Annotated in this window: 20 protein-coding genes; 14 read left to right on the forward strand and 6 right to left on the reverse strand. The window is 71.5% G+C overall.

Features of this window, described 5'->3' with window-relative positions:
* Nucleotides 1-161 precede the first annotated feature (161 nt).
* Nucleotides 162-929 (forward strand): NPP1 family protein, encoded by a 768-nt coding sequence (locus tag C3489_RS26495; RefSeq protein WP_103784588.1) that lies wholly within the window; start codon nucleotides 162-164, stop codon nucleotides 927-929.
* 22 nt (nucleotides 930-951) lie between these two features.
* Here C3489_RS26495 and C3489_RS26500 read toward each other — a convergent pair whose 3' ends face one another.
* Nucleotides 952-1,245: a YciI family protein gene (locus tag C3489_RS26500; RefSeq protein ID WP_103784589.1), complete on the reverse strand. Its 294-nt coding sequence runs from the start codon at nucleotides 1,243-1,245 to the stop codon at nucleotides 952-954.
* Nucleotides 1,246-1,394: 149 nt separating this feature from the next.
* On the opposite strand from C3489_RS26500, the gene C3489_RS26505 reads away from it, so the two are divergent.
* The 4 genes from C3489_RS26505 to hemC are packed head-to-tail and all read left to right on the forward strand — an operon-like array spanning nucleotide 1,395 to nucleotide 4,386.
* Nucleotides 1,395-2,414 carry a questin oxidase family protein gene (locus C3489_RS26505; RefSeq protein WP_103784590.1) on the forward strand — a complete coding sequence of 340 codons (1,020 nt, stop codon included), beginning with the start codon at nucleotides 1,395-1,397 and terminating at the stop codon, nucleotides 2,412-2,414.
* 25 nt (nucleotides 2,415-2,439) lie between these two features.
* The gene (locus tag C3489_RS26510) at nucleotides 2,440-2,958 is read left to right on the forward strand and encodes a hypothetical protein (RefSeq protein ID WP_103784591.1); all 519 of its coding nucleotides are present in this window, start codon (nucleotides 2,440-2,442) and stop codon (nucleotides 2,956-2,958) included.
* Nucleotides 2,955-3,422, forward strand: coding sequence for a GNAT family N-acetyltransferase (locus C3489_RS26515; RefSeq protein ID WP_103784592.1), 468 nt, complete (start codon nucleotides 2,955-2,957; stop codon nucleotides 3,420-3,422). Before C3489_RS26510 ends, C3489_RS26515 begins: the two co-directional genes overlap by 4 nt.
* A 28-nt stretch (nucleotides 3,423-3,450) precedes the next feature.
* Nucleotides 3,451-4,386 (forward strand): hydroxymethylbilane synthase, encoded by a 936-nt coding sequence (gene hemC, locus C3489_RS26520; protein WP_103784593.1) that lies wholly within the window; start codon nucleotides 3,451-3,453, stop codon nucleotides 4,384-4,386.
* A gap of 52 nt (nucleotides 4,387-4,438) precedes the next feature.
* Here hemC and C3489_RS26525 read toward each other — a convergent pair whose 3' ends face one another.
* Nucleotides 4,439-4,960: a hypothetical protein gene (locus C3489_RS26525; protein WP_103784594.1), complete on the reverse strand. Its 522-nt coding sequence runs from the start codon at nucleotides 4,958-4,960 to the stop codon at nucleotides 4,439-4,441.
* Nucleotides 4,961-5,407: 447 nt separating this feature from the next.
* On the opposite strand from C3489_RS26525, the gene C3489_RS26530 reads away from it, so the two are divergent.
* Nucleotides 5,408-6,265 (forward strand): RNA polymerase sigma factor SigF, encoded by an 858-nt coding sequence (locus C3489_RS26530; protein ID WP_103784595.1) that lies wholly within the window; start codon nucleotides 5,408-5,410, stop codon nucleotides 6,263-6,265.
* A gap of 32 nt (nucleotides 6,266-6,297) precedes the next feature.
* Here the strand turns inward: C3489_RS26530 and C3489_RS26535 are convergent, their stop codons facing one another.
* Nucleotides 6,298-6,630 carry an ANTAR domain-containing protein gene (locus tag C3489_RS26535; protein WP_103784596.1) on the reverse strand — a complete coding sequence of 111 codons (333 nt, stop codon included), beginning with the start codon at nucleotides 6,628-6,630 and terminating at the stop codon, nucleotides 6,298-6,300.
* A gap of 123 nt (nucleotides 6,631-6,753) precedes the next feature.
* Between C3489_RS26535 and C3489_RS26540 the strand changes: the two genes are divergently transcribed.
* Nucleotides 6,754-7,557 carry a VOC family protein gene (locus C3489_RS26540; RefSeq protein ID WP_181139855.1) on the forward strand — a complete coding sequence of 268 codons (804 nt, stop codon included), beginning with the start codon at nucleotides 6,754-6,756 and terminating at the stop codon, nucleotides 7,555-7,557.
* A gap of 185 nt (nucleotides 7,558-7,742) precedes the next feature.
* Here C3489_RS26540 and glgX read toward each other — a convergent pair whose 3' ends face one another.
* Both glgX and C3489_RS26550 read right to left on the reverse strand, forming a co-directional pair.
* Complete coding sequence (gene glgX / locus C3489_RS26545) at nucleotides 7,743-9,872, reverse strand: glycogen debranching protein GlgX (RefSeq protein ID WP_103784619.1); 2,130 nt, start codon at nucleotides 9,870-9,872, stop codon at nucleotides 7,743-7,745.
* Nucleotides 9,873-9,901: 29 nt separating this feature from the next.
* Nucleotides 9,902-10,408: a pep a2 gene (locus C3489_RS26550; RefSeq protein WP_103784598.1), complete on the reverse strand. Its 507-nt coding sequence runs from the start codon at nucleotides 10,406-10,408 to the stop codon at nucleotides 9,902-9,904.
* A gap of 293 nt (nucleotides 10,409-10,701) precedes the next feature.
* On the opposite strand from C3489_RS26550, the gene C3489_RS26555 reads away from it, so the two are divergent.
* The 6 genes from C3489_RS26555 (at nucleotide 10,702) to C3489_RS26580 (ending at nucleotide 19,554) form a co-directional block, all read left to right on the forward strand.
* Nucleotides 10,702-11,001 carry a DUF5133 domain-containing protein gene (locus C3489_RS26555; protein ID WP_103784599.1) on the forward strand — a complete coding sequence of 100 codons (300 nt, stop codon included), beginning with the start codon at nucleotides 10,702-10,704 and terminating at the stop codon, nucleotides 10,999-11,001.
* A gap of 72 nt (nucleotides 11,002-11,073) precedes the next feature.
* Complete coding sequence (locus tag C3489_RS26560) at nucleotides 11,074-13,029, forward strand: alpha-1,4-glucan--maltose-1-phosphate maltosyltransferase (protein WP_103784600.1); 1,956 nt, start codon at nucleotides 11,074-11,076, stop codon at nucleotides 13,027-13,029.
* Between the two features lie 32 nt (nucleotides 13,030-13,061).
* The gene (treS, locus tag C3489_RS26565; protein WP_103784601.1) at nucleotides 13,062-14,780 is read left to right on the forward strand and encodes a maltose alpha-D-glucosyltransferase; all 1,719 of its coding nucleotides are present in this window, start codon (nucleotides 13,062-13,064) and stop codon (nucleotides 14,778-14,780) included.
* A 25-nt stretch (nucleotides 14,781-14,805) separates the two neighbouring features.
* Nucleotides 14,806-16,188: a maltokinase gene (locus C3489_RS26570; RefSeq protein ID WP_103784602.1), complete on the forward strand. Its 1,383-nt coding sequence runs from the start codon at nucleotides 14,806-14,808 to the stop codon at nucleotides 16,186-16,188.
* Between the two features lie 3 nt (nucleotides 16,189-16,191).
* The gene (glgB, locus tag C3489_RS26575) at nucleotides 16,192-18,405 is read left to right on the forward strand and encodes a 1,4-alpha-glucan branching enzyme (protein ID WP_103784603.1); all 2,214 of its coding nucleotides are present in this window, start codon (nucleotides 16,192-16,194) and stop codon (nucleotides 18,403-18,405) included.
* 60 nt (nucleotides 18,406-18,465) lie between these two features.
* The gene (locus C3489_RS26580) at nucleotides 18,466-19,554 is read left to right on the forward strand and encodes a glutamate--cysteine ligase (RefSeq protein ID WP_103784604.1); all 1,089 of its coding nucleotides are present in this window, start codon (nucleotides 18,466-18,468) and stop codon (nucleotides 19,552-19,554) included.
* A 22-nt stretch (nucleotides 19,555-19,576) separates the two neighbouring features.
* Here C3489_RS26580 and C3489_RS26585 read toward each other — a convergent pair whose 3' ends face one another.
* A complete protein-coding gene (locus C3489_RS26585; RefSeq protein WP_103784605.1) occupies nucleotides 19,577-19,810 on the reverse strand; it encodes a DUF6480 family protein in 234 nt (77 codons plus the stop codon).
* Nucleotides 19,811-19,960: 150 nt separating this feature from the next.
* Between C3489_RS26585 and C3489_RS26590 the strand changes: the two genes are divergently transcribed.
* Complete coding sequence (locus C3489_RS26590) at nucleotides 19,961-21,847, forward strand: long-chain fatty acid--CoA ligase (RefSeq protein WP_103784606.1); 1,887 nt, start codon at nucleotides 19,961-19,963, stop codon at nucleotides 21,845-21,847.
* The last annotated feature ends 23 nt before the right edge of the window (nucleotides 21,848-21,870 follow it).

A 21,870-nucleotide genomic window follows, 5' to 3' on the forward strand; every position in this document is an offset into this window, starting at 1 on the left:
CAACATTCAACGGCACTTCACGGACAACACACCTCTCCCCTCTTGGCGCGGACATGCAAACCGCGGGACGCTGAACGCCCCCACAACCGCCCGGCCGCGCAGCGCCGCCGCCCACCGAGCCGACGCCGCGCCACGCCGTGCCGCGCCAGCAGGAGGACGCAGTGACGTTCAGGACCCACCGCAGGAGATGGCTGACCGGTTCCGCCGCCGCGCTCGCGCTCGTCGTCGCCTTCCCCGCCGTCGCCTTCGCCGCCCCGCCGCCGGCGCTGCCCACCGACGCGGACAGCCAGGAACGCGCCTACCAGCCGGCCTACGACTACGACACCGACGGCTGCTATCCCACCCCGGCCATCGGCCCCGACGGCACCGTGAACGGCGGGCTCAACCCGACCGGCGCGCTCAACGGCAACTGCCACGACGCCTCCGACCTCGTCAACACCAACGGCTACTCCCGCTCCAAGTGCAACAACGGCTGGTGCGCCTATCTGTACGGCCTGTACTTCGAGAAGGACCAGGCCCTGCCCGGCACCAGCATCGGCGGGCACCGGCACGACTGGGAGCACGTGGCGGTGTGGGTGCAGGACGGCCGGGTGAAGTACGTATCGACGTCCAACCACGGCTCGTTCACGGTGCACGCGGCGCCCGAGGTGCGCTTCGACGGCACCCATCCGAAGATCGTCTACCACAAGGACGGCATCGGCACGCACTGCTTCCGCCTGGCGAACGCGAACGACGAGCCGCCGGAGAACCACCAGCACACCTGGCAGTACCCGGCGCTGGTCGGCTGGAACGGCTATCCTCCGGGCCTGCGCGAGAAGCTGAGCGCCTACGACTTCGGCAGCGCCCACTTCGGCCTCAAGGACGGCGCTTTCGCCTCCCATCTGACGGCGGCGAAACCGGCCGGCATCCCCTTCGACCCCAACGCGTGACGGCCGCACCGCCCGGCGCGGATCACGCCTCGGCCTTCAGGTCCTCCAGACCGGGCGCGACCAGCAGGGGCACGAACTCCACCACGTCGTGCCGGGCGACACCGTGCAGGACATACGGATCGGTGGCCAGGATCCGGTCGAGCTCCTCGGCCGGCATCCCGGCCGCGAGGTAGACCCCGCCCACCAAAGGCACTTGGCGCCCGGCCGCCAGGAGCACGCGCCGTGCGACGAGCTCGTTCAGCCAGTCGCCGTGGGCGGGTCTGAGCGGGTCCACTGCCTCCAGCGGCGCGGTGTAGGTCACTGTGACGACGAACATGCCGGGACCGTAGCCGAACTCCCCCCACCCTGCGATCCCTTTTCGTCACCGGCGGACGGGAGCCGGCAGGGGCCTAGGACCCCCGCCCTGCAGCGCCTCCGCCCCGGGCCCGATCCGCGGCGCGGGGGCGTGGGCGTAGCGTCCGCGTCATGACAGCGAACGACACCACGGGAGCTCTCGACGAGGCGCTCGAACGCCTCCACTCCACCGGCCCGGAGCGGCTGGGCCGGCTCACCAACCACGCCCCGATGGTCGTGGAGGTGCTGGCCGCGCACGGCCGGGCCGGGGCCGTGCACCGCTGGCTGGACCTCTACCGGCCCAAGCTGGAGGACTTCCCCACCCCGCTGGCCCGGGTCACGGACGCCAACTGGCGCGAGGCGCTGGGCGATCCCCGGCGGGCCGCCGACTGGATCGCGTACTTCTCGCGCGCGCTCGCCGAACGCCCGTGGCGCACCGTCCTCGCCGAGTGGTGGCCGCGCCTGCTGCCCGGGCTGTACGGCGGCTCCACGCACCCGGTGATCCGGCTCGGCCACGCGGTCCGCGCGCTCGCCGCCGAGGACAACGAGCCCAGGCGCACCGAACTGGCGCACGCCCTCGGCTACTGGGCGGCCCGTCATCACCCCGTCACCGGCATCGAGACGCTGCCCGGCAGGGACAGCGCCGCGCAGACCCTGGACGCGGTGGTGCCGATCGAGAACGCCGAGGGCGGCTTCCCGGCCCGGCTGGCGGCCGTGCGGCGGCTGCCCGGCTGGGCGCAGGACGTGACGGACCCCGACACGGCCCGCGCCCGGCTCACCGAGCTCGTCCGGGCGGCCACGCATCGCTACGCCACCCACGGGCACGGCGAGGAGACCATGCTCGTGCACGCGGCCACCGCCCCCAACGCCGTGCTGCGCGCGCTGGACGCGCTGCCGCGCGAGCAGTGGGTGGCCGGCCTGCACGCCGCATGGACCGCGTCGGCGGCGGTCACCGCCATGTACGCCCCCGCCGAGCCGGTCCCGTGGACGTCGCCGGGCGCCCTCACGGCCGAGGACGTGGTGGAGCGGGCGCTCGCACACGGCGACGAGCATGTGATCAAGCTGACCGACACCGCCCTGGACGTCGGTGACGAGCAGGCCCTCGCCGCCGCGCTGCGCGCCGTCGAGCTCAGCGAACCGCTGGTCCGATGACGGCCCGTGACCCCATGATGTGCGGATGGATCACCACGACGAACTGCCCGCGGCCGTCACCGAGGACGCCGTCCTCGCCCTCGCCGAGGGGCACCACGCCCGCGCCGCCCGGCCCCTGGGCACCCGGCGGGCCGCCGGCCACCTGGTCAAGGCGTACGCGCTGCAGGCGCCGGGCCGCACGGTCACCGAGCAGGACGCCGAGGCCGCGCTGCGGCTCGCCGGGGACCATCTGGCGCTGGGCCGGGGCCGGGGCTCGCTCGGACTCGCGGTGCTGATCGTGCACGCGGGCGGCGACGGCGACTATGTGCTGGTCCACACCTGGATCGAGGGCCACATGTCGGACCTCGCCGTCTTCACCGGCCCGGCCGGCGAGCCCGCCGCGCTGCGGCCCGGACGGGCCGGCCTCGCCCCCTGCGTGTGGGAGGCCGCGCTCCTCGCGCACGAGCGTGAGGCGTTCTCCCGGCACGTCCTGGACGGCACCGGCGCCCTCGCCGGCCGGCTCGCGGCCTGGGCCGGCGACACCTTCGAGGGGGCCGTGCGATGACCGCGACCGCACGGGTCCGCCCGGCCGAGCGCGCCGATCTGCCGCGGGTGGCCGAACTCGCCGCCCAGCACGCTGCCTACGAGCGGTCCGCCCCGCCCGTCCCGGATCTCGCCGAGCGCCTCGCCGTGCTGCTGTTCGACACCGCCGAGCCGCGGCTGCGCTGCCTGGTGGCCGAGTTGCCCGGTGGTGAGGTCGCCGGCTACGCCACGTGCGCCCCCGAACTGTCCACCTGGGAAGGGCGGGAGTACCTGCACATGGACTGCCTGTTCCTCGCCGCGGACCACCGGGGCGGCGGACTGGGCGCGCTGCTGGTGGAGGCCGTCGTCGCCGAGGCCCGCCGGCTCGGCCTGGAGGAGGTGCAGTGGCAGACCCCGGCGTGGAACGAGGGCGCGGTGCGCTTCTACCACCGGCTCGGCGCCCGCGCCAGGGAGAAGCTGCGCTTCAGCCTGGCCGTGGCGCGCTGATCCTCGCGGAGGGTCTATCGTGGCCCGCATGTCCGTTCCGGAACTGATCCGCATCGTCTCCCGCGACTCACCGATGGCCCTCGCCCAAGTGGAGCGTGTCCGCGCCGAGTTGGCCGCGGTGCATCCGGGGGTGCGCACCGAGGTCGTCCCGGTGAAGACGACGGGGGACAAGTGGCTCGGCGATCTGTCCCAGGTCGAGGGCAAGGGGGCCTTCACCAAGGAGGTCGACGCGGCGCTGCTGGCCGGTGAGGCGGACCTCGCGGTGCACTGCGTGAAGGACGTGCCCGCGGACCGGCCGCTGCCGGCCGGGACGGTCTTCGCCGCTTTCCTGAAGCGGGACGACATCCGTGACGCGCTCGTGCACCCCGGTGGTCTCACCCTGGACGAGCTGCCGGCGGGCACCCGGGTCGGCACGTCGTCGGTGCGCCGGATCGCCCAACTGGCGGCCACCCACCCGCATCTGACGTGCGTGCCGTTCCGCGGCAACGCCAACCGCCGGCTGGAGAAGCTGGCGGCCGGCGAGGCGGACGCGCTGCTGCTGGCGGTGTCGGGCCTGGAGCGCATCGGGCGGCCGGACGTGATCAGCGAGGTGCTCTCCCCCGAGGTGATGATGCCGCCGATCGGCGCGGGCATCCTCGCCCTGCAGTGCCGGGAGGACGACACCGACCTGATCGACGCCGTCGGGGCGCTCGGCGATCCGGACACCCACCGGGAGGCCACGGCGGAGCGGATGTTCCTGCATGTGCTGCAGGGGCACTGCAACAGCCCGATCGCCGGTTACGCCCGTGTCGATGGCGGTGGCGAACTCTCCCTGAGGGCCTGCGTGTTCACCCCCGACGGCAAGACCCGGCTGAACGCCCACGAGTGGGCCGGCCGGCTGGACCCGGCGACCCTGGGGACGTCGGTGGCGGTGGCGCTGCTGCGGCAGGGGGCCCGCGAGATCATCGACGGCATCGCGCACTGAGCGGACGCCGTCGCGCGCTCCCGGCCGGGGGACGGCCGGGGAGAGCCTGGCGTCAGGCGGTGCCTTCCTCCGCCTGGTCGCGCAGGAAGGCGGTGACCTGGTGGGCCAGGCAGTCGCGGCCCGCGCCGGCCGGGATGTGCGCGGGCTGGGCCGTGACGCCCAGGCCACCGGTCCACATCCGGCGCTCGGCCCACTCCTCGTCCACCCGCAGCTGGACCTGGACGTCCACCTGGCTCAGGGCGTCCTCGGGTCCGGCGGCGTACAGCACGGCGGTGACGCGGCGCAGCGGGTAGACGTCGAAGCCCTCGATGAACTGCGAGTTGCGCCAGTCGATGAACGCCCCCTCGCCGTCCGGCCCCACGCGCACGTCGAGCTGGCCGTCCTCAAGGTGGATGCCGAACCGTTCCGGGCCGCGGTTCTCGACGGTGACACGGAGGGCGAAGTACGTCAGGCCCTCGGCCGCGTCGTCCCGTCCGCGCGGCGGCTCGGCCTGCTCCAGACGGTGGACGCGGACGCGGAGGCCGGCATGCTCCTCGTACTCGTGCCAGTCCCCGACCACGTTCGGCTCGTACACAGTCCACCTCTCGACTTCTCAGAGCTGCTTCCTATCCAGGCGGTCAGTCCACTGTCAAATGCGCACAATGCCCTGTGGCCAGCGGATTCGGGGTACTTGATCGGTGATCAAGCCGTGCCCAGGGAGAATCCGGATCCGGTCGTCCGGCCTGTTTTCTGCGGCGTGCCGCACATCACGTCGGCGGGCATGATCAACCTCCTTGATCGTCACAGGTGATCAAGGGGGCGGCGGGTGCGTGCGGTGAGTCATCGCGTGGGCACCGTGAGTCAGAACATTCACGAATCATGTTTCGCCCGTGCGGAATAGGGGAATCCGCTTTGCAGTGCTTCGGACAGGAGGCACCTCCGTGGGACCGGTTCGCCGGACCCGGTGGCCTCCGTGTCCGCTCGGCGACCGCGCCCCACGGTGTCTGTCCACCCAGCACCCCGCTGAGGGAGGCGCGCATCGATGGGTACCGCCATCAGGACGCAGCAGCATCCGCACGACGACGCCCCCGACACCGCAGAGGACTTCGCCCGGCTGGCGACGCTGTCCGACGGCCCCGAGCGCAGGGCTCTGCGCGACGAACTGGTCCGGCTGTGGCTGCCCATGGCCGAGCGGATCGCCGTCCGCTTCCGCGGGCGCGGTGAGTCCCTTGAGGACCTGTACCAGGTGGCGGCCCTCGGGCTCGTCAAGGCCGTCGACCACTTCGACCCGGCGCGCGGCGGCGCGTTCGAGGCGTACGCCGTGCCGACGATCACCGGCGAGATCAAGCGCCACTTCCGCGACCACATGTGGACGCTGCACGTTCCGCGCCGGGTGCAGGACCTGCGCAACCGGGTCCGCCGCGCGGTGAAGGAACTCGGCCAGTCCAGCTCCGGCCCGCAGCCCACCGTCGCCGAGATCGCCGCGTACGCGCACCTCACCGAGCAGGAGGTACGCACCGGCATGGAGGCGCTGGAGTGCTTCTCCGCGCTGTCCCTGGAGGCGGAGATGCCCGGGACCGACGGCTACGCCCTCGGGGACGCGCTGGGCGGTCCGGACCCGGGCTTCGACACGGTGGTGGACCGCGAGGCCGTCAAGCCGTGCCTGCAGGCGCTGCCGGAGCGCGAGCGCACCATCCTCTACCTGCGCTTCTTCCGGGGGATGACGCAGAGCAGCATCGCCGAGCAGCTCGGCATCTCGCAGATGCACGTCTCCCGGCTGCTGAGCGGGTGCTTCGCCCATCTGCGCGAGGAGATCCTCGCGGAGAGCCACGGCGAGGCGCACGAGGAGGTTCCCGCCGAGGCCCACGCCGGGGCCCATGCTGGGGTTCGCACCCACTGAGCGCCGGTGCGCAGGGGGCGTCATCAGGCGCGTCACTCCACGGGCGACCCCGGGATCTGCGTGGGGCCGTGGCGGTCCAGGGCCGCCTCCAGCTCCGCGCCGATCTGCTGCGGCATCTCCCCCGTCCGCGCCCAGGCCAGTATCAGCTCCGCGACCGTGCGGAGCTTGATGTTGGTGTGCTGGGAGACCTCCTTGAGGATCTGCCAGCCCTGATCGGGTGTCACCCGGCCGAGCGCGACGACCATGCCGATCGCCTGGTCGACCACGGCGTGCGAGGTGACCGCTTCCTTCAGCTGCTCGACTTCCTCCTGGAGCTCGAAGATCCGACCGGTTTCGTCGTCCGGTTCCCGCGGTACTCGTGCCACGCCTCCATCGTTGCCCCCGGGGACGACACGACGCCACCGGGCGTACTCGACAGGCGCCCCGCGGGGATCCGGTCGGACACTGGAGGAGGACCGGTGGCCAACGGCCGAAGAGATCAGGACGCCATGAACCACGACACGCCCTCCCTGCCCCGAGCGACTCAGGTCGTCTCCTCCCACCATGTCTTCGGTGCACCCTGTTGGGTGAGCCTGACCAGTCGCGATCTTGAGGCCACCCAGGACTTCTACTCGGCCGTCCTGGGGTGGAAGTGGCGCAAGGGGAAGCTGGGCGACCGGTTCCGGATCGCTCTGGCCGACGATGTGCCGGTCGCCGGGATCGCCGCGGTCGCCACGATGTGGCAGATGGCGGTGGCGTGGACGCCGTACTTCGCCGTGCCGAGCGCCGACGAGGCCGTCTCGCGTGCGCGGGAGCGCGGCGGGACGGTGGCCGTGGGGCCGATCTCGCTGCCGCCGGGGCGTGCCGCGCTGATCGCCGACCGGGACGGGGCGACGTTCGGGATCTGGGAGGGTGAGCTCTTCACCAACTGGGAGAGCTGGCGGCGGGCCGCGCCGGCCTTCGTCCGGCTGCACACGCGGGACGCGTTCGACGCCGCGATCTTCTACGGCGAGATCCTCGACTGGGCGTCGCAGCGGCCCGGCTGCTGCGAGGTGGGGTACGAGGGGAACGAGGTCGTGCTGCGCAGCGAGGGTGACATCGTGGCGCGCATCGAGTCGGGGGCGCTGGAGGCGGCGCCCGATCCCACCATCCGGCCGCACTGGCAGGTGCACTTCGCTGTCGCGGACGTCACGGCTTGTGCGCTGGCCGCGGAGCAGCATGGGGGGAGTGTGCTGGGCAAGGGGGCGGAGGAGGCTGTGCTGCGGGATCCGGACGGGGCGCAGTTCACGATCACGTCGCGTACCTTGCGCTGACGCTCCGCCGGGTGGGGTTCGTCTTCGTCTGCGGGTGGGTGCCCGCGGGTGCCTGCGGTGGCCTGTGCGGGTTTCGTCGTGGTTGCTCGCGCAGTTCCCCGCGCCCGTTGTATGCCTGCGGCGGCCCCTTTCTGTTCATGGGTGCGCCGCCACCCCCGGTGGGGGGTGGCGGCGTCTCGGGGGCGTCAGGTGGGTGGGTTTCTGATGCCTCGGGTGGGGCGGGAGAGGACCATCAGGCTGCGGGCGGCGACGGTGACGTCCGTTGCCGCCTTGTACTCGGTCTCGTCGGGGACGCCGTCCGGTTCCGCCGTGTCCACGCAGGCCGTCCAGCGTTCGCCGTAGAGGGCGTCGGGGAGGCGGAAGACGACCGGTTCCCAGTAGCTGTTGAGCAGCAGGAGGAAGGAGTCGTCGACCACCGGGCGGCCGTAGCGGTCCGGTTCGGCGATGGCGTCGCCGTTGAGGAAGACGCCGATGCAGTGGGCGTCGGATCGCTGCCACTCCTCGTCGGTCATCTCCTCGGCGTCCGGCAGCAGCCAGACCAGGTCGGGCAGCGGCTGGTCGGCGTTGGTCGCGGTCTCGCCGCGGAAGAAGCGGCGGCGGCGCAGTACGGGGTGCTCGGCGCGCAGGCGGATGAGGCGGCGGGTGAAGTCGGCGAGGTCGCGCTGTTCGTCGGTCAGCCGCCAGTCGATCCAGGAGATGTCGTTGTCCTGGCAGTAGGCGTTGTTGTTGCCGCGCTGGGTGCGTCCTAGTTCGTCGCCGTGGGACAGCATCGGGATGCCCTGGGACAGCAGCAGCGTGGCCAGGAGGTTGCGCTGCTGGCGGGCGCGCAGTTCCAGTACGGCCGGGTTCGCGGTGTCGCCCTCGGTGCCGCAGTTCCAGGAGCGGTTGTGGCTCTCGCCGTCCCGGTTGCCCTCGCCGTTGGCCTCGTTGTGCTTGTCGTTGTAGGAGACCAGGTCACGCAGGGTGAAACCGTCGTGCGCGGTGACGAAGTTGACGCTGGCGCGGGGGCGCCGGCGGTTGTGCTGGTAGAGGTCGGAGGAGCCGGTGAGGCGGGAGGCGAACTCGCCGAGTGAGCCGGGTTCGGTGCGCCAGAAGTCGCGGACCGTGTCGCGATACTTGCCGTTCCACTCCGACCACAGCGGCGGGAAGTTGCCCACCTGGTAGCCCCCCTCGCCGACGTCCCAGGGCTCGGCGATCAGCTTCACCCGGCTGATCACCGGGTCCTGCTGGATCAGGTCGAAGAACGCCGACAGGCGGTCCACCTCGTGGAACTGGCGGGCCAGGGTGGCCGCCAGGTCGAAGCGGAAGCCGTCGACGTGCATCTCCGTCACCCAGTACCGCAGCGAGTCCATGATCAGCTGCAGAACGTAGGGGTGGCGCATCAGCAGGCTGTTACCGGTGCCGGTGGTGTCGTAGTAGTGCGCGAAGTCGCCGTCCACCAGGCGGTAGTAGGAGGCGTTGTCGATGCCGCGGAAGGAGAGCGTGGGGCCCTTCTCGTTGCCCTCGGCCGTGTGGTTGTAGACGACGTCGAGGATCACTTCGAGGCCGGCCGCGTGCATCGCCTTGACCATCGACTTGAACTCCGCGACCTGCTGGCCCCGGCTGCCGTGGGCGGCGTAGGCGTTGTGCGGCGCGAAGAAGCCGATGGTGTTGTAGCCCCAGTAGTTGGACAGGCCCTTGTCCTGCAGCACGCCGTCCTGGACGAACTGGTGGACCGGCATCAGCTCGACGGCGGTGACGCCGAGCGAGGTCAGGTGTTCGAGGATCGCGGGGTGGGCGAGGCCCGCGTAGGTGCCGCGCAGCTCGGGCGGGACGTCGGGGTGGGTGCGGGTCAGGCCGCGCACATGCGCCTCGTAGATCACACTGTCGGCGTAAGCGGTGCGCGGCGGCCGGTCGTCGCCCCAGTCGAAGTACGGGTCGGTGACCACGCCGAGCATGGTGTGCCCGGCGCTGTCGGCCGGGTCGGGGCCGTGGGGGTTGCGCTCGTACAGCGAGGAGTGGTTGTCGATCTGCCCGTCGACCGCACGCGCGTACGGGTCGAGGAGCAGCTTCGCGGGGTTGCAGCGGTGGCCCATGGCCGGTGCCCACGGCCCGTGCACCCGGTAGCCGTAACGCTGGCCGGGGCCGACGCCGGGCAGGTAGCCGTGCCAGACGAAGCCGTCCACCTCGGTCAGCGGGACGGCGCGGTGGGTGCCGCGTTCGTCGACGAGGACCAGCTCGACACGCTCGGCGACCTCGCTGAACAGCGCGAAGTTGGTGCCCTGGCCGTCGAAGGCGGCACCGAGCGGGTAGGGGTGCCCGCTCCACACGGGCACCCCTGCCTTGTTCTTCCGGTTGGCGGTGGTCACCGGCTGACCTCCAGGACGTCGCCCACCGTCTCGCCGGCCAGTGCGACGGCCGGCATCTCGCGCGGCACCTGCAGCATCTCGCGCAGGGCCGGGGCCGGTGTGGTCGGCACCAGCGGCTCGCGGTCGCCGGCGCGGGCGCGCTGCGAGAACCAGATGACCTTGCTGCCCGTGTCGGTCGCGCAGCACCCCCAGCCGTCGCTGCTGGCCGCGATGCGCTCCAGGCAGGCCCGCAGGTCCTGGTCCGGGCGCAGGTCGCAGTCGTTCTCCCCGATGGCGGTGATGAGGTGCTGGCCGTTCCACCACATCTCGATGGAGGTGTTCTTGTCGGTGGCGTGTTCGTCGATGGCCTGCAGCAGCATCTCGGTGCTGCGGCACACGGGCTCGACCAGGTTCTCCAGATCCCAGTACTTCAGGTGCGCGGCCAGAATGCGCCTGACCTGTCCGACCCGTTGCGGGCTGACTTCCACGTCGAGGTGGTAGTAGCAGGGCACTGCGGTCTTCATTGTCGTTGGCTCCTCACCGGCGACGCTCCCGCTCCCGACGCCCTGGCGGGCGATACCCCGAACACGAAGCGTGAGCGATGTTCGCTTCTGAGTCACATCCAACACTGCGGGTGATACGCCATTCGTGCAACACGAGCACACCACGGCCAAGATCCAACAGGACGGTGGGTCATCGCGCGTGCACCATAAGTGAAGGCCACGAGAGGTTTTTCGGCTGATGCCCCTCTGCTTGCGCGGCCGGCCCGCCCGTCGGGCGTCGTAACCTCTCGCTCTCCCGGAAGGTGAACAGCGCCATGCTGCTACCCGCGAAAGCCGAAGTCGCCAGGCATCTGCAGCGTTACCGCGCGTGGGAACGGGCCATGCTCGCCTCGCCCGCCGACAGCTCGGTGCGGGCCACCTTCGAGGACACCGGATACACCCTGTGCGTGCTCATGGGCAAGCGTTGCGCACGCGAGGCCGCCGACGCCGCCGAGCGCTATCTGCGGTCGGACGCGGCCACCTCCCTGTGGAAGGGCAGCCCGCGACGGCGGGCGAAAAACGTGGCGCGCAGGAGTGGATCACGCTCCGCCCGGCGTTTCCCGGCGGAGCACTAGCCCTCCTCCGGTGCAGCTTGGACATCCACCAGCCGGGCCACGGCCCGGCTTCGAGCACGCAGGAGGTTCACGATGAAGTCCACCAAGCCCATCGGCCGTATCCCCGTGCGGGACGTCCATCCGCGCGTGGAGTGCGGCAGGCGACCGGCGAAGGCCGTCGTGGGCGAGACGTTCCTGGTGACCGCGACGGTGTTCCGCGAGGGGCACGACGCGGTCGCCGCGAACGTGGTCCTGCGCGGCCCGGACGGCCGCAAGGGGCCGTGGACCCCCATGCGTGAACTGGCCGAGGGCAGCGACCGCTGGGGCGCCGAGGTGACACCGGACGCGGAGGGGCACTGGACGTACACCGTCGAGGCGTGGAGCGACCCGGTCACCACCTGGCGCCGGCACGCGGCGGTCAAGATCCCGGCGGACATCGACACCGGCCTGGTGCTGGAGGAGGGCGGCCAGCTGTACGAGCGGGCGGCGGCCCGAGCGCCGCGCGGCCCGGCGCGCACCCTGCTGAGGGAGACCGCGAAGACGCTGCTCGACGACTCCCTGCCGGTGCAGGAGCGTTACGCCGCCGCGCTGGCGCCGGAGGTCGACGAGGTTCTGGCCCGCCATCCGCTGCGTGAACTGGTCACCGCGTCCAAGGCCATGCCCCTGCTGGTGGAGCGGGAGCGGGCGCTGTTCGGCAGCTGGTACGAGTTCTTCCCGCGCTCGGAGGGCACGCCCGAACAGCCGCACGGCACGTTCCGTACCGCGGCCCGGCGGCTGCCGAAGATCGCCGAGATGGGCTTCGACGTCGTCTACCTGCCGCCGATCCACCCGATCGGCACCACCTTCCGCAAGGGGAAGAACAACACCCTGACCGCCGGGCCCGACGACGTGGGCGTGCCGTGGGCGATCGGTTCCCCGGAGGGCGGCCACGACGCCGTCCACCCGCAGCTGGGCACGATCGAGGACTTCGACTGGTTCGTACGCCGGGCGGCCGAGCACGGCCTGGAGATCGCCCTGGACTTCGCGCTCCAGTGCTCGCCGGACCACCCCTGGGTGCACAAGTATCCCGAGTGGTTCCACCACCGCCCGGACGGGACGATCGCCTACGCCGAGAACCCGCCCAAGAAGTACCAGGACATCTACCCGATCGCCTTCGACCAGGACATGGACGGCCTGGTCACCGAGACGGTCCGCGTCCTGAGGCACTGGATGGAGCACGGGGTGCGGATCTTCCGCGTGGACAACCCGCACACCAAGCCGGTCGTCTTCTGGGAGCGCGTGATCGCCGACATCAACGCCTCCGACCCGGACGTGATCTTCCTCGCCGAGGCGTTCACCCGCCCGGCGATGATGCACACCCTGGCCCAGATCGGCTTCCAGCAGTCCTACACGTACTTCACCTGGCGCAACAGCAAGCACGAGCTGACCGAGTACCTCACCGAGCTGTCCGCCGACACGGCCGCGTACATGCGGCCGAACTTCTTCGCCAACACCCCGGACATCCTGCCCGGCTACCTCCAGCACGGCGGCCGTCCCGCCTTCGAGGTGCGTGCGGTGCTCGCCGCCACCCTCTCCCCCGCCTGGGGCATCTACTCCGGCTACGAGCTGTGCGAGAACACCCCGCTGAAGCAGGGCGGTGAGGAGTATCGGGACTCGGAGAAGTACCAGCTCGTGTCCCGGGACTGGGAGGCCGCCGAGCGGGAGGGCCGGACCATCGTCCCGCTGATCACCCGCCTCAACGACATCCGGCGCGCGCACCCGGCGCTCCGCCGGCTGCGCAACCTCCGTTTCCACACCACCGACAACGACGCGGTCATCGCCTACAGCAAGCGCGAGGGCGACGACACGGTGCTCGTGGTCGCGAACCTCGATCCCCACCACACCCAGGAGGCCACGGTCTCGTTGGACATGCCGCACCTCGGCCGCGACTGGCAGGCCGAGCTGTCCGTGCACGACGAACTGACCGGTGCGACCTACCGCTGGGGAAGCGCCAACTACGTGCGTCTCGACCCCGGTCGGACGCCGGCCCACGTGTTCCACGTCCGGTGAGCCACCCCACGAAACGGAGGTCGATCAGCCCCATGTCCGTCAACTCGCCCGTTCCCGACACCTTCGAGGACACCCCGGCCAAGGACCGGGACCCCGACTGGTTCAAGCGTGCCGTGTTCTACGAGGTCCTCGTCCGGTCCTTCCAGGACAGCAACGGGGACGGCGTGGGCGACCTCAAGGGCCTGACCGCCAAGCTCGACTATCTGCAGTGGCTGGGCGTGGACTGCCTGTGGCTGCCGCCCTTCTTCAAGTCACCGCTGCGGGACGGCGGCTACGACGTCGCCGACTACACGGCCGTGCTGCCGGAGTTCGGCGATCTGGCCGACTTCGTGGAGTTCGTGGACGCCGCCCACCAGCGCGGCATGCGCGTGATCATCGACTTCGTCATGAACCACACCAGCGACCAGCACCCGTGGTTCCAGGAGTCGCGCAAGAACCCGGACGGCCCCTACGGCGACTACTACATGTGGGCCGACGACGACAAGGGCTATCCGGACGCGCGGATCATCTTCGTCGACACCGAGGTGTCGAACTGGACCTTCGACCCGGTGCGGGGCCAGTACTTCTTCCACCGCTTCTTCTCCCACCAGCCCGACCTGAACTACGAGAACCCGGCCGTCCAGGAGGAGATCCTGGCGGCGCTGCGGTTCTGGCTGGACCTGGGCATCGACGGCTTCCGGCTGGACGCGGTGCCGTACCTGTACGCGGAGGAGGGCAGCAACTGCGAGAACCTTCCGGCGACCCATGAGTTCCTGAAGCGGGTGCGCCGGGAGATCGACGCGATGTACCCGGACACGGTGCTGCTGGCGGAGGCCAACCAGTGGCCGGAGGACGTGGTCGACTACTTCGGCGACTACGCCAAGGGCGGCGACGAGTGCCACATGGCCTTCCACTTCCCGGTCATGCCCCGCATCTTCATGGCCGTGCGCCGCGAGTCGCGCTACCCCGTCTCGGAAATCCTCGCCAAGACCCCGCCGATCCCCGACGGCTGCCAGTGGGGCATCTTCCTGCGCAACCACGACGAGCTGACGCTGGAGATGGTCACCGACGAAGAGCGCGACTACATGTACGCGGAGTACGCCAAGGACCCGCGTATGCGCGCCAACATCGGCATCCGCCGCCGGCTCGCGCCCCTGCTGGACAACGACCGCAACCAGATCGAGCTGTTCACCGCCCTGCTGCTGTCCCTGCCCGGCTCGCCGATCCTGTACTACGGCGACGAGATCGGCATGGGCGACAACATCTGGCTCGGCGACCGCGACAGCGTGCGCACACCCATGCAGTGGACCCCGGACCGCAACGCCGGCTTCTCCTCGTCCGACCCGGGGCGGCTGTATCTGCCCACGATCATGGACCCGGTCTACGGCTACCAGGTCACCAACGTGGAGGCGTCGATGGCGTCGCCCTCCTCGCTGCTGCACTGGACCCGCCGCATGATCGAGATCCGCAAGCAGAACCCGGCGTTCGGACTGGGGACCTACACGGAGCTGACCTCCTCCAACCCCGCGGTCCTGGCGTTCCTGCGCGAGTACGAGGACGACCTGGTGCTCTGCGTGAACAACTTCTCCCGCTTCGCCCAGCCCACCGAACTGGACCTGCGGGCCTACAACGGCCGCCATCCGGTCGAACTCTTCGGCGGCGTGCGCTTCCCCGCCATCGGAGAGCTGCCCTACCTGCTCACCCTCGCAGGCCACGGCTTCTACTGGTTCCGGCTCGCCCGAGTCGCATCCCGCATCGGCCGCCGACAGTAGCGCGCCGAGGAAAGGACGCGTCACCATGCCGAAGACCGCATCCCTCCAGCCGAGCACCGGCGTCGCTCTGCATCTGGACTCGCTCGCGGGTCTGCTGCGCGAGTGGCTGCCCCGGCAACGCTGGTTCGCCGGGAAGGACCGGCCGGTCACGGATCTGCGTCTGCTGTCGATGACCGAGCTGTTCCCGGGCTGTCTGCATGTGCTCATCCATGCCGCCCACGCCGGGTCGCACGCGCCGCACGCCGGCGTGCCCGCGCCCGGCGGGACGGCCCCGGCCGGCGGCGACTGCTACCAGCTGCTGCTCGGCTTCCAGGAGCATCTGTCGCCGCGGCTCGGCAAGGCGCTGATCGGGCGGGCGGAGAGCGGGCCGATGGCCGGGCTCACGGTCTACGACGCGCTGCTGGACCCGCGCTCGGCCCATCTGCTGCTGGAGCGCATGCGGCACACCGGCACGCTGGGGCCACTGCTGTTCGACTCCGACCCGTCGGTGCCCATCCCCTCCGGACTGGCACCCCGGCTGCTGGACGCCGAACAGTCCAACACGTCGCTGGTGTACGGCGACGCGTTCATCCTGAAGCTGTTCCGCCGCATCCAGCCCGGCGTCAACCCGGACCTGGAGGTGCCGCTGGCGCTCGCCCGGGAGGGCTGCGCCCGGGTGCCGGCCCCCGTCGCGTGGGTGCGCACCAGCATGCCGCAGGAGGCGACGCTCGGGGTGCTGCAGCCCTTCCTGCCCGACGCCTCCGACGGCTGGACCCTCGCCCTGCAGGCCCTGTCCCGGGGCGAGGACTTCACCGCCGAGGCGAGCGCGCTGGGGGCGGCCACCGCCGAGGTGCACCTGGCGCTGGCCGCGGCCTTCCCGGCCGGCGGCCACGCCGAGAACGCCCGGCTCGCGGCGGCGATGACCGAGCGGCTCGACGCCGCCGCCCACCATGTCAAGGCGCTGCGGCCGTACGTGCCGGGGCTGCGGGCGGCGTTCGGCGCGCTCGTGGCCTGCGATCCGGGCCCGCCGGCCCAGCGCATCCACGGCGACCTGCACCTCGGTCAGGTGCTGCGCGCCGGACGCGAGTGGTTCGTCATCGACTTCGAGGGAGAGCCGTCCCGGCCGCTGGCCGAGCGGCGCAGTACGCACTCGCCGGTGCGGGACATCGCCGGCATGCTGCGCTCCTTCGACTACGCGGCCCGGCAGCGCCGGCCCTGGCGTCCCGAGTGGGCACGCCGCTGCCGCGAGGCCTACTGCGCGGGCTATGCCGCGCGGGCGGGCTGGGACCCGCGCAAGAAGCACGCCCTGCTGCGCGCCTACGAGACGGACAGGGCCGTGTACGAAGTGCTCTACGAGGCCAGGCACCGCCCGGCCTGGCTTCCCGTACCCATGGCGGCGATCGAACGACTCGCCGTGAGAGGAGACTGACCCGTGGCGCTGCGCGACACCTCACTCCCCGAGCCGTCGGGCCCGGCCCGCACAGCGGCCACCGACCTGGACCCGGCCGACCGCGGCCGGCTGCTGGCGGGCGCTCATCACGATCCGCACGCGCTGCTGGGCGCCCACCCGGTGGAGGGCGGGATCCTCTTCCGGGCGCTGCGCCCGTTCGCCCGGTCGGTCAGCGTCGTGGCCGGCCGCAAGCGGCACCCGCTGGCCTCGGACGGCGACGGCCTGTTCTCGGCCGTGCTGCCGCTGAAGAAGATCCCGAACTACAAGCTGGCGGTGGCGTACGAGGACGCCGAGTACGTGGTCGAGGACCCGTACCGGTTCCTGCCCGCGCTCGGCGAGTTCGATCTGCATCTGATCCGGGAGGGCCGCCACGAGCAGCTGTGGAAGGCGCTCGGCGCGGAGCCGATGACCCACCAGGGGGTCGAGGGCACCCGGTTCACGGTGTGGGCGCCGAACGCGCAGGGCGTGCGGGTCGCCGGGGACTTCACGTACTGGGACGGCACGCAGTTCCCGATGCGCTCGCTCGGCTCCTCCGGGGTGTGGGAGCTGTTCCTGCCCGGGATCGGCGAGGGCACCCGGTACAAGTTCGAGATCACCTCGCGCTACGGCCACCGGTTCCTGAAGGCCGACCCGATGGCGCGGTGCACGGAGGTGCCGCCGGACACGGCGTCGATCGTCACGGCGTCGCACCACCAGTGGGGCGACGCGGAGTGGATGGCGCACCGGGGTGACACCCCCGTGCACCGGGCGCCGTTCTCGGTGTACGAGGTGCATCTGCCGTCCTGGCGCCCGGGGCTCACCTACCGGGAACTCGCCGAGCAGCTCCCGGCGTACGTCAAGGACATGGGCTTCACCCATGTGGAGCTGATGCCGGTCGCCGGGCACCCCTTCCACGGCTCCTGGGGCTACCAGGTCACCTCCTACTACGCGCCGATGCCGCGGCTGGGCACGCCGGACGACTTCCGGTACTTCGTCGACGCCTGTCACCGGGCGGGCATCGGCGTGATCATGGACTGGGTGCCGGCGCACTTCCCGAAGGACGACTGGGCGCTGGCCCGGTTCGACGGGGACCCGCTGTACGAGCCCGGAAACGACCAGCGGGCGGAGCACCCGGACTGGGGGACGTACGAGTTCGACTACGGCCGCACCGAGGTGCGCAACTTCCTGGTCGCCAACGCGGTGTACTGGTGCGAGGAGTTCCACATCGACGGCCTGCGGGTGGACGCGGTGGCCTCGATGCTCTACCTGGACTACTCGCGCGAGGACGGCCAGTGGACGCCGAACGTCTTCGGCGGCAACGAGGACCTGGCGGCGAAGGCCTTCCTGCAGGAGATGAACGCCACCGTCTACCGCCGCTGCCCGGGGATCGTGACGATCGCCGAGGAGTCCACGGCCTGGGACGGGGTGACCCGGCCCACCGACAGCGGCGGGCTGGGCTTCGGGCTGAAGTGGAACATGGGCTGGATGCACGACTCGCTGCAGTACATGAGCAAGGAGCCGGTGCACCGCAAGTACCACCACCACGAGATGACCTTCTCGATGGTGTACGCCTACAGCGAGAACTACGTGCTGCCGATCAGCCACGACGAGGTGGTGCACGGCAAGCAGGCCCTGGTGTCGAAGATGCCGGGCGACTGGTGGCAGCGCCGCGCCAACCACCGCGCCTACCTGGGCTTCATGTGGGCCCACCCGGGCAAGCAGCTGCTGTTCATGGGGCAGGAGTTCGCCCAGGGCGGCGAGTGGAACGTGGAGCACGGGCCGGAGTGGTGGCTGATGGACCCCGGGCACATGGCGGCGGGTGACCACCGCGGGGTGCAGGAGCTGGTGCGCGACCTGAACACGCTGTACCTGGCCACGCCCGCGCTGTGGCAGCGGGACACCGAGCCGTCGGGCTTCAGCTGGGTCGCCTGCGACTCCGCCGACGACAACGTGTTCGCCTTCGTGCGCTACGGCGCCGACGGCGGTCCGCTGCTGGCGGTCTCCAACTTCTCCCCGGTCGTCCGCCACGACTACGTCCTGCACGTCTCCGACGAGGTCACGGCCTGGCAGGAGGTCCTCAACACGGACGCGGCGAAGTACGGCGGCAGCGACGTGATCCTGCCCGACCCGGTCAAGCCGGAGGACGGGACGATCCGGCTCACCCTGCCTCCGCTGGCGACGGTGTGGATGTCGCCGTACCCTACGCGTTCCATGTGACGATCACGGGGTACCCGGCTGTGCGTCCCGTCGCGGCGCAGCCAGGAAGGGCGGCCTTACGTGCGCACAGTCGGAGTGGAGGAGGAGCTCCTCCTGGTCGACCCGGAGACCGGTGATCCCAGGGCGCTGTCCGCTGCCGCCCTGGCCCACGCGGAACATGAGGACGCCGGGCAGGACGTCTTCGAGAAGGAGCTGTACGACCAGATGCTGGAGTTCGCCACCCGGCCGCGGGCCGGGATGGCGGACCTGCGCGAGGAGATCGTCCGGTGCCGCAAGGAGGCGGCCCGGCACGCGGAGGGCATCGGCTGCACGGTGGCGGCGCTGGCGACGTCGCCGCTGCCGGTCAGCCCGGCGATCGGGATCAACGACCGCTACCAGTGGATGGCGGAGCAGTACGGGATCGCCACCCGGGAGCAGTTGGTGTGCGGCTGCCACGTCCATGTGTCGGTGGAGTCCGACGAGGAGGGCGTGGCCGTCGTCGACCGGATACGGCCCTGGCTGCCGGTGCTGTCGGCGCTCAGCGCCAACTCGCCCTTCTGGCAGGGGCGCGACACCCGCTACAGCAGCTACCGCAGCCGGGTGTGGTCGCGCTGGCCGTCGGCGGGGCCGACCGAACTGTTCGGGTCCGCGTCGGCCTACCGGCGGCGGGTGGCCGACATGGTGGCCACCGGGGTGATCCTCGACAAGGCGATGGTGTACTTCGACGCCAGGCTCTCGGAGCGCTATCCCACGGTGGAGGTGCGGGTCGCAGACGTGTGTCTGCACGCGGACACCGCGGTGCTGCTCGCCGCCGTGGTGCGGGGGCTGGTGGAGACGGCGGCCCGTGAGTGGCGGGCCGGGGTGGAACCCGCCGCGCACAGCGTGAGTCTGCTGCGGCTGGCCGCCTGGCGGGCGGCCCGTTCCGGCCTGGAGGGTGAGCTGCTGCATCCGGCGACCATGCGGCCGGCCCCCGCCGAGGAGGTCGTACGGGCGCTGCTGGAGCACGTCGAGGAGGCCCTCGCCGAGAGCGGGGACCTGGAACTGGCCCGGTCGTCCTGCGCGGAGTTGCTGCGGTGCGGCAACGGTGCCCGCATCCAGCGCCGGCTGATGGAGCGCTCCGGCAGCCTGCGGGACGTGGTCGCCGAGTGCGTCCGGCACACGCAGGCCTGACCCCCGGCGCGCTCCCCGCCGCTCACAGCGCCAGGGAGATCGCGTAGGCCAGGAAGAAGGCCGCCACCAGCACCACCAGGACGAGGATCAGCACCAGCGGCATCTTCGCCCAGCCCTTGGGCGGGTTGTGCACCTCGCGGGGTCCGGCCTCGGGCAGGCTGCTCTCCGCGGGCGGGGTCTCGCCCGGGGGGACGCCGCCGCCGGGTTCCAGTCCGGTGCTGCGTTCGGGTTCGGGATCGGGATTCGTGAAACTCATGCGCTCCGAGTCCCCCGTCGGGGCCGAGATCAACGAAGCCGCATCACTTCCGCTGTCCGCGCACCGCGCGCGGCCCGGCGCGCTACATTCCGTGCACCGCCGACCACAGGTCAGCGGCGGAGTTCCGCCCCGTACCCCCAGGAGCAGCGCATGTCCCTCGCTCCCCCGGCACCCGCCCCCCTGAAGGGCGGGCTGGCCGACAGTGTCTTCGCGACCGCCGACCGCGATCCCGTGCTCTCGCTGCTGGCACGCCGCCGCGCCGACGGCGGCTGGGACGAGGTGAGCGCCGTCGAGGTCCGCGATCAGGTGCTCGATGTGGCCCGGGGCCTCGTGGCGTGCGGTGTCCGCCCGGGCGAGCGCATCGCGATCATGGCCGGTACCCGGTACGAGTGGACGGTGCTGTGCCACGCGCTGTGGGCGGTGGGGGCCGAGGTGGTGCCGGTGCATCCGACGGCCTCCCGGGACCAGGTGGCTTTCATCCTGCGCGACGCCGGCTGTGTGGGCGTGCTGGTCGAGGACGAGCAGAGCGTGATGACGGTCGGTTCGGTGTGCGCCTCGCTGCCGCGGCTGCGGCATGTGTGGCAGCTCGACGCCGGGGCGCTCGACGAGCTGGTGCGGCGCGGTGCGCTGGTCCCGCCGACCACGGTGGACTCGCTGCGCCGGCTGGTGCTGCCCGACTCGGCCGCGGTCGTCGCCTACACCTCGGGCACCTCGGGCCGGCCGCTGGGATGTGTGCTGAGCCACCGGGCGCTGGCGCATCCCTGCGACACGCTGCTGGCGGGCTGGGGGCACACGGCCGCTCCGCCGGGCCAGCGGCCGTCCGTGCTGGCGTTCCTGCCGTTCTCCCATGTGTACGGCCTGATGGTGCAGGGTCTGTGTGTGCGCGGCGGGATCCTCATGGGCCATGAGCCGGACATGAGCGCGCAGGCGCTGGCCTCGGCCGTGCGCTCGCTGCGGCCGACGTACTTCTACGCCGTGCCGTCGGTGTTCGAGAAGCTGTACAAGACGTTTCTGCGCACCGCCCAGCTGTCCGGGCGCGGCGCGCTGTTCGAGCGGGCGGCGCAGACGGCGCGGGACTTCGCGGCGGCCTGCGAGCGGCAGCGCACGGGCCGCGGGCCGGGCCCGGGGCTCGATCTGCGGATGCAGCACGCCCTGTACGAGCGGACGGTGTACCGCCGGCTGCGGGCGGAGCTGGGCGGCCGGGTGTGCCGGGCGACCTCGGGCGGCTCGCCGCTGAACCGGGAACTGTCGCTGTTCTACGAGGGCATCGGCATCTATGTGCACGACGGGTACGGGCTGACCGAGACCGCCGGCGGGATCACGATGCAGCCGCTCGGCCGGGAGAAGGCGGGCACGGTCGGCCGGGCCCTGCCGGGCATGGAGATCCGCCTCGCCGAGGACGGGGAGATCCTGGTGCGCGGTCCGTCGGTGTTCCAGGGGTACGTCGGTGACGCGGCCGCCACCCGGGCGGTGCTGCGCGGCGGCTGGCTGGCCACGGGTGACCTCGGGCAGCTGGACGACGAGGGGTATCTCACGATCACCGGCCGGAAGAAGGAGGTGATCATCACCAGTGGCGGCAAGAGCGTGGCGCCGGCCTTCCTGGAGCAGCGGCTGCGCATGCATCCGCTGGTGCACCAGGCCGTCGTCGTCGGGGACAACCGTCCCTGTGTGGGGGCGCTGATCACCCTGGACCCGGAGTTCCTCGCGCACTGGCGGCGCTCGCTGGCGCTGCCGGGCACCTCCCCGCTGCGGGAGGCGCGGGAGGAGAACGCGCTGCGGGAGGAGATCGGGCGGGCCGTGGCCGCGGCCAACAGCGCGGTGTCGCGCTCGGAGTCGATCCGGGTCTTCCGCATCCTGCCGGAGCCGTTCGACCTGTCGAGCGGGTTGCTGACGCCGTCGCTGAAGCTGCGCCGGGACGTGATCGTGCGGACGTACGCCGCCGAGATCGAGGCGATGTACGCATCCCGCGCGCGGCCGGCGCGGCTGCCGCCGGCGGACGTGCTCGGCTGGGACGAGGGGGACGACGTGTTCCGCTGACGCTCGCGGAACGGGACGCGTAC

The organism is Streptomyces sp. Ru71, assembly GCF_002920535.1.
Taxonomy (GTDB): Bacteria; Actinomycetota; Actinomycetes; order Streptomycetales; family Streptomycetaceae; genus Streptomyces.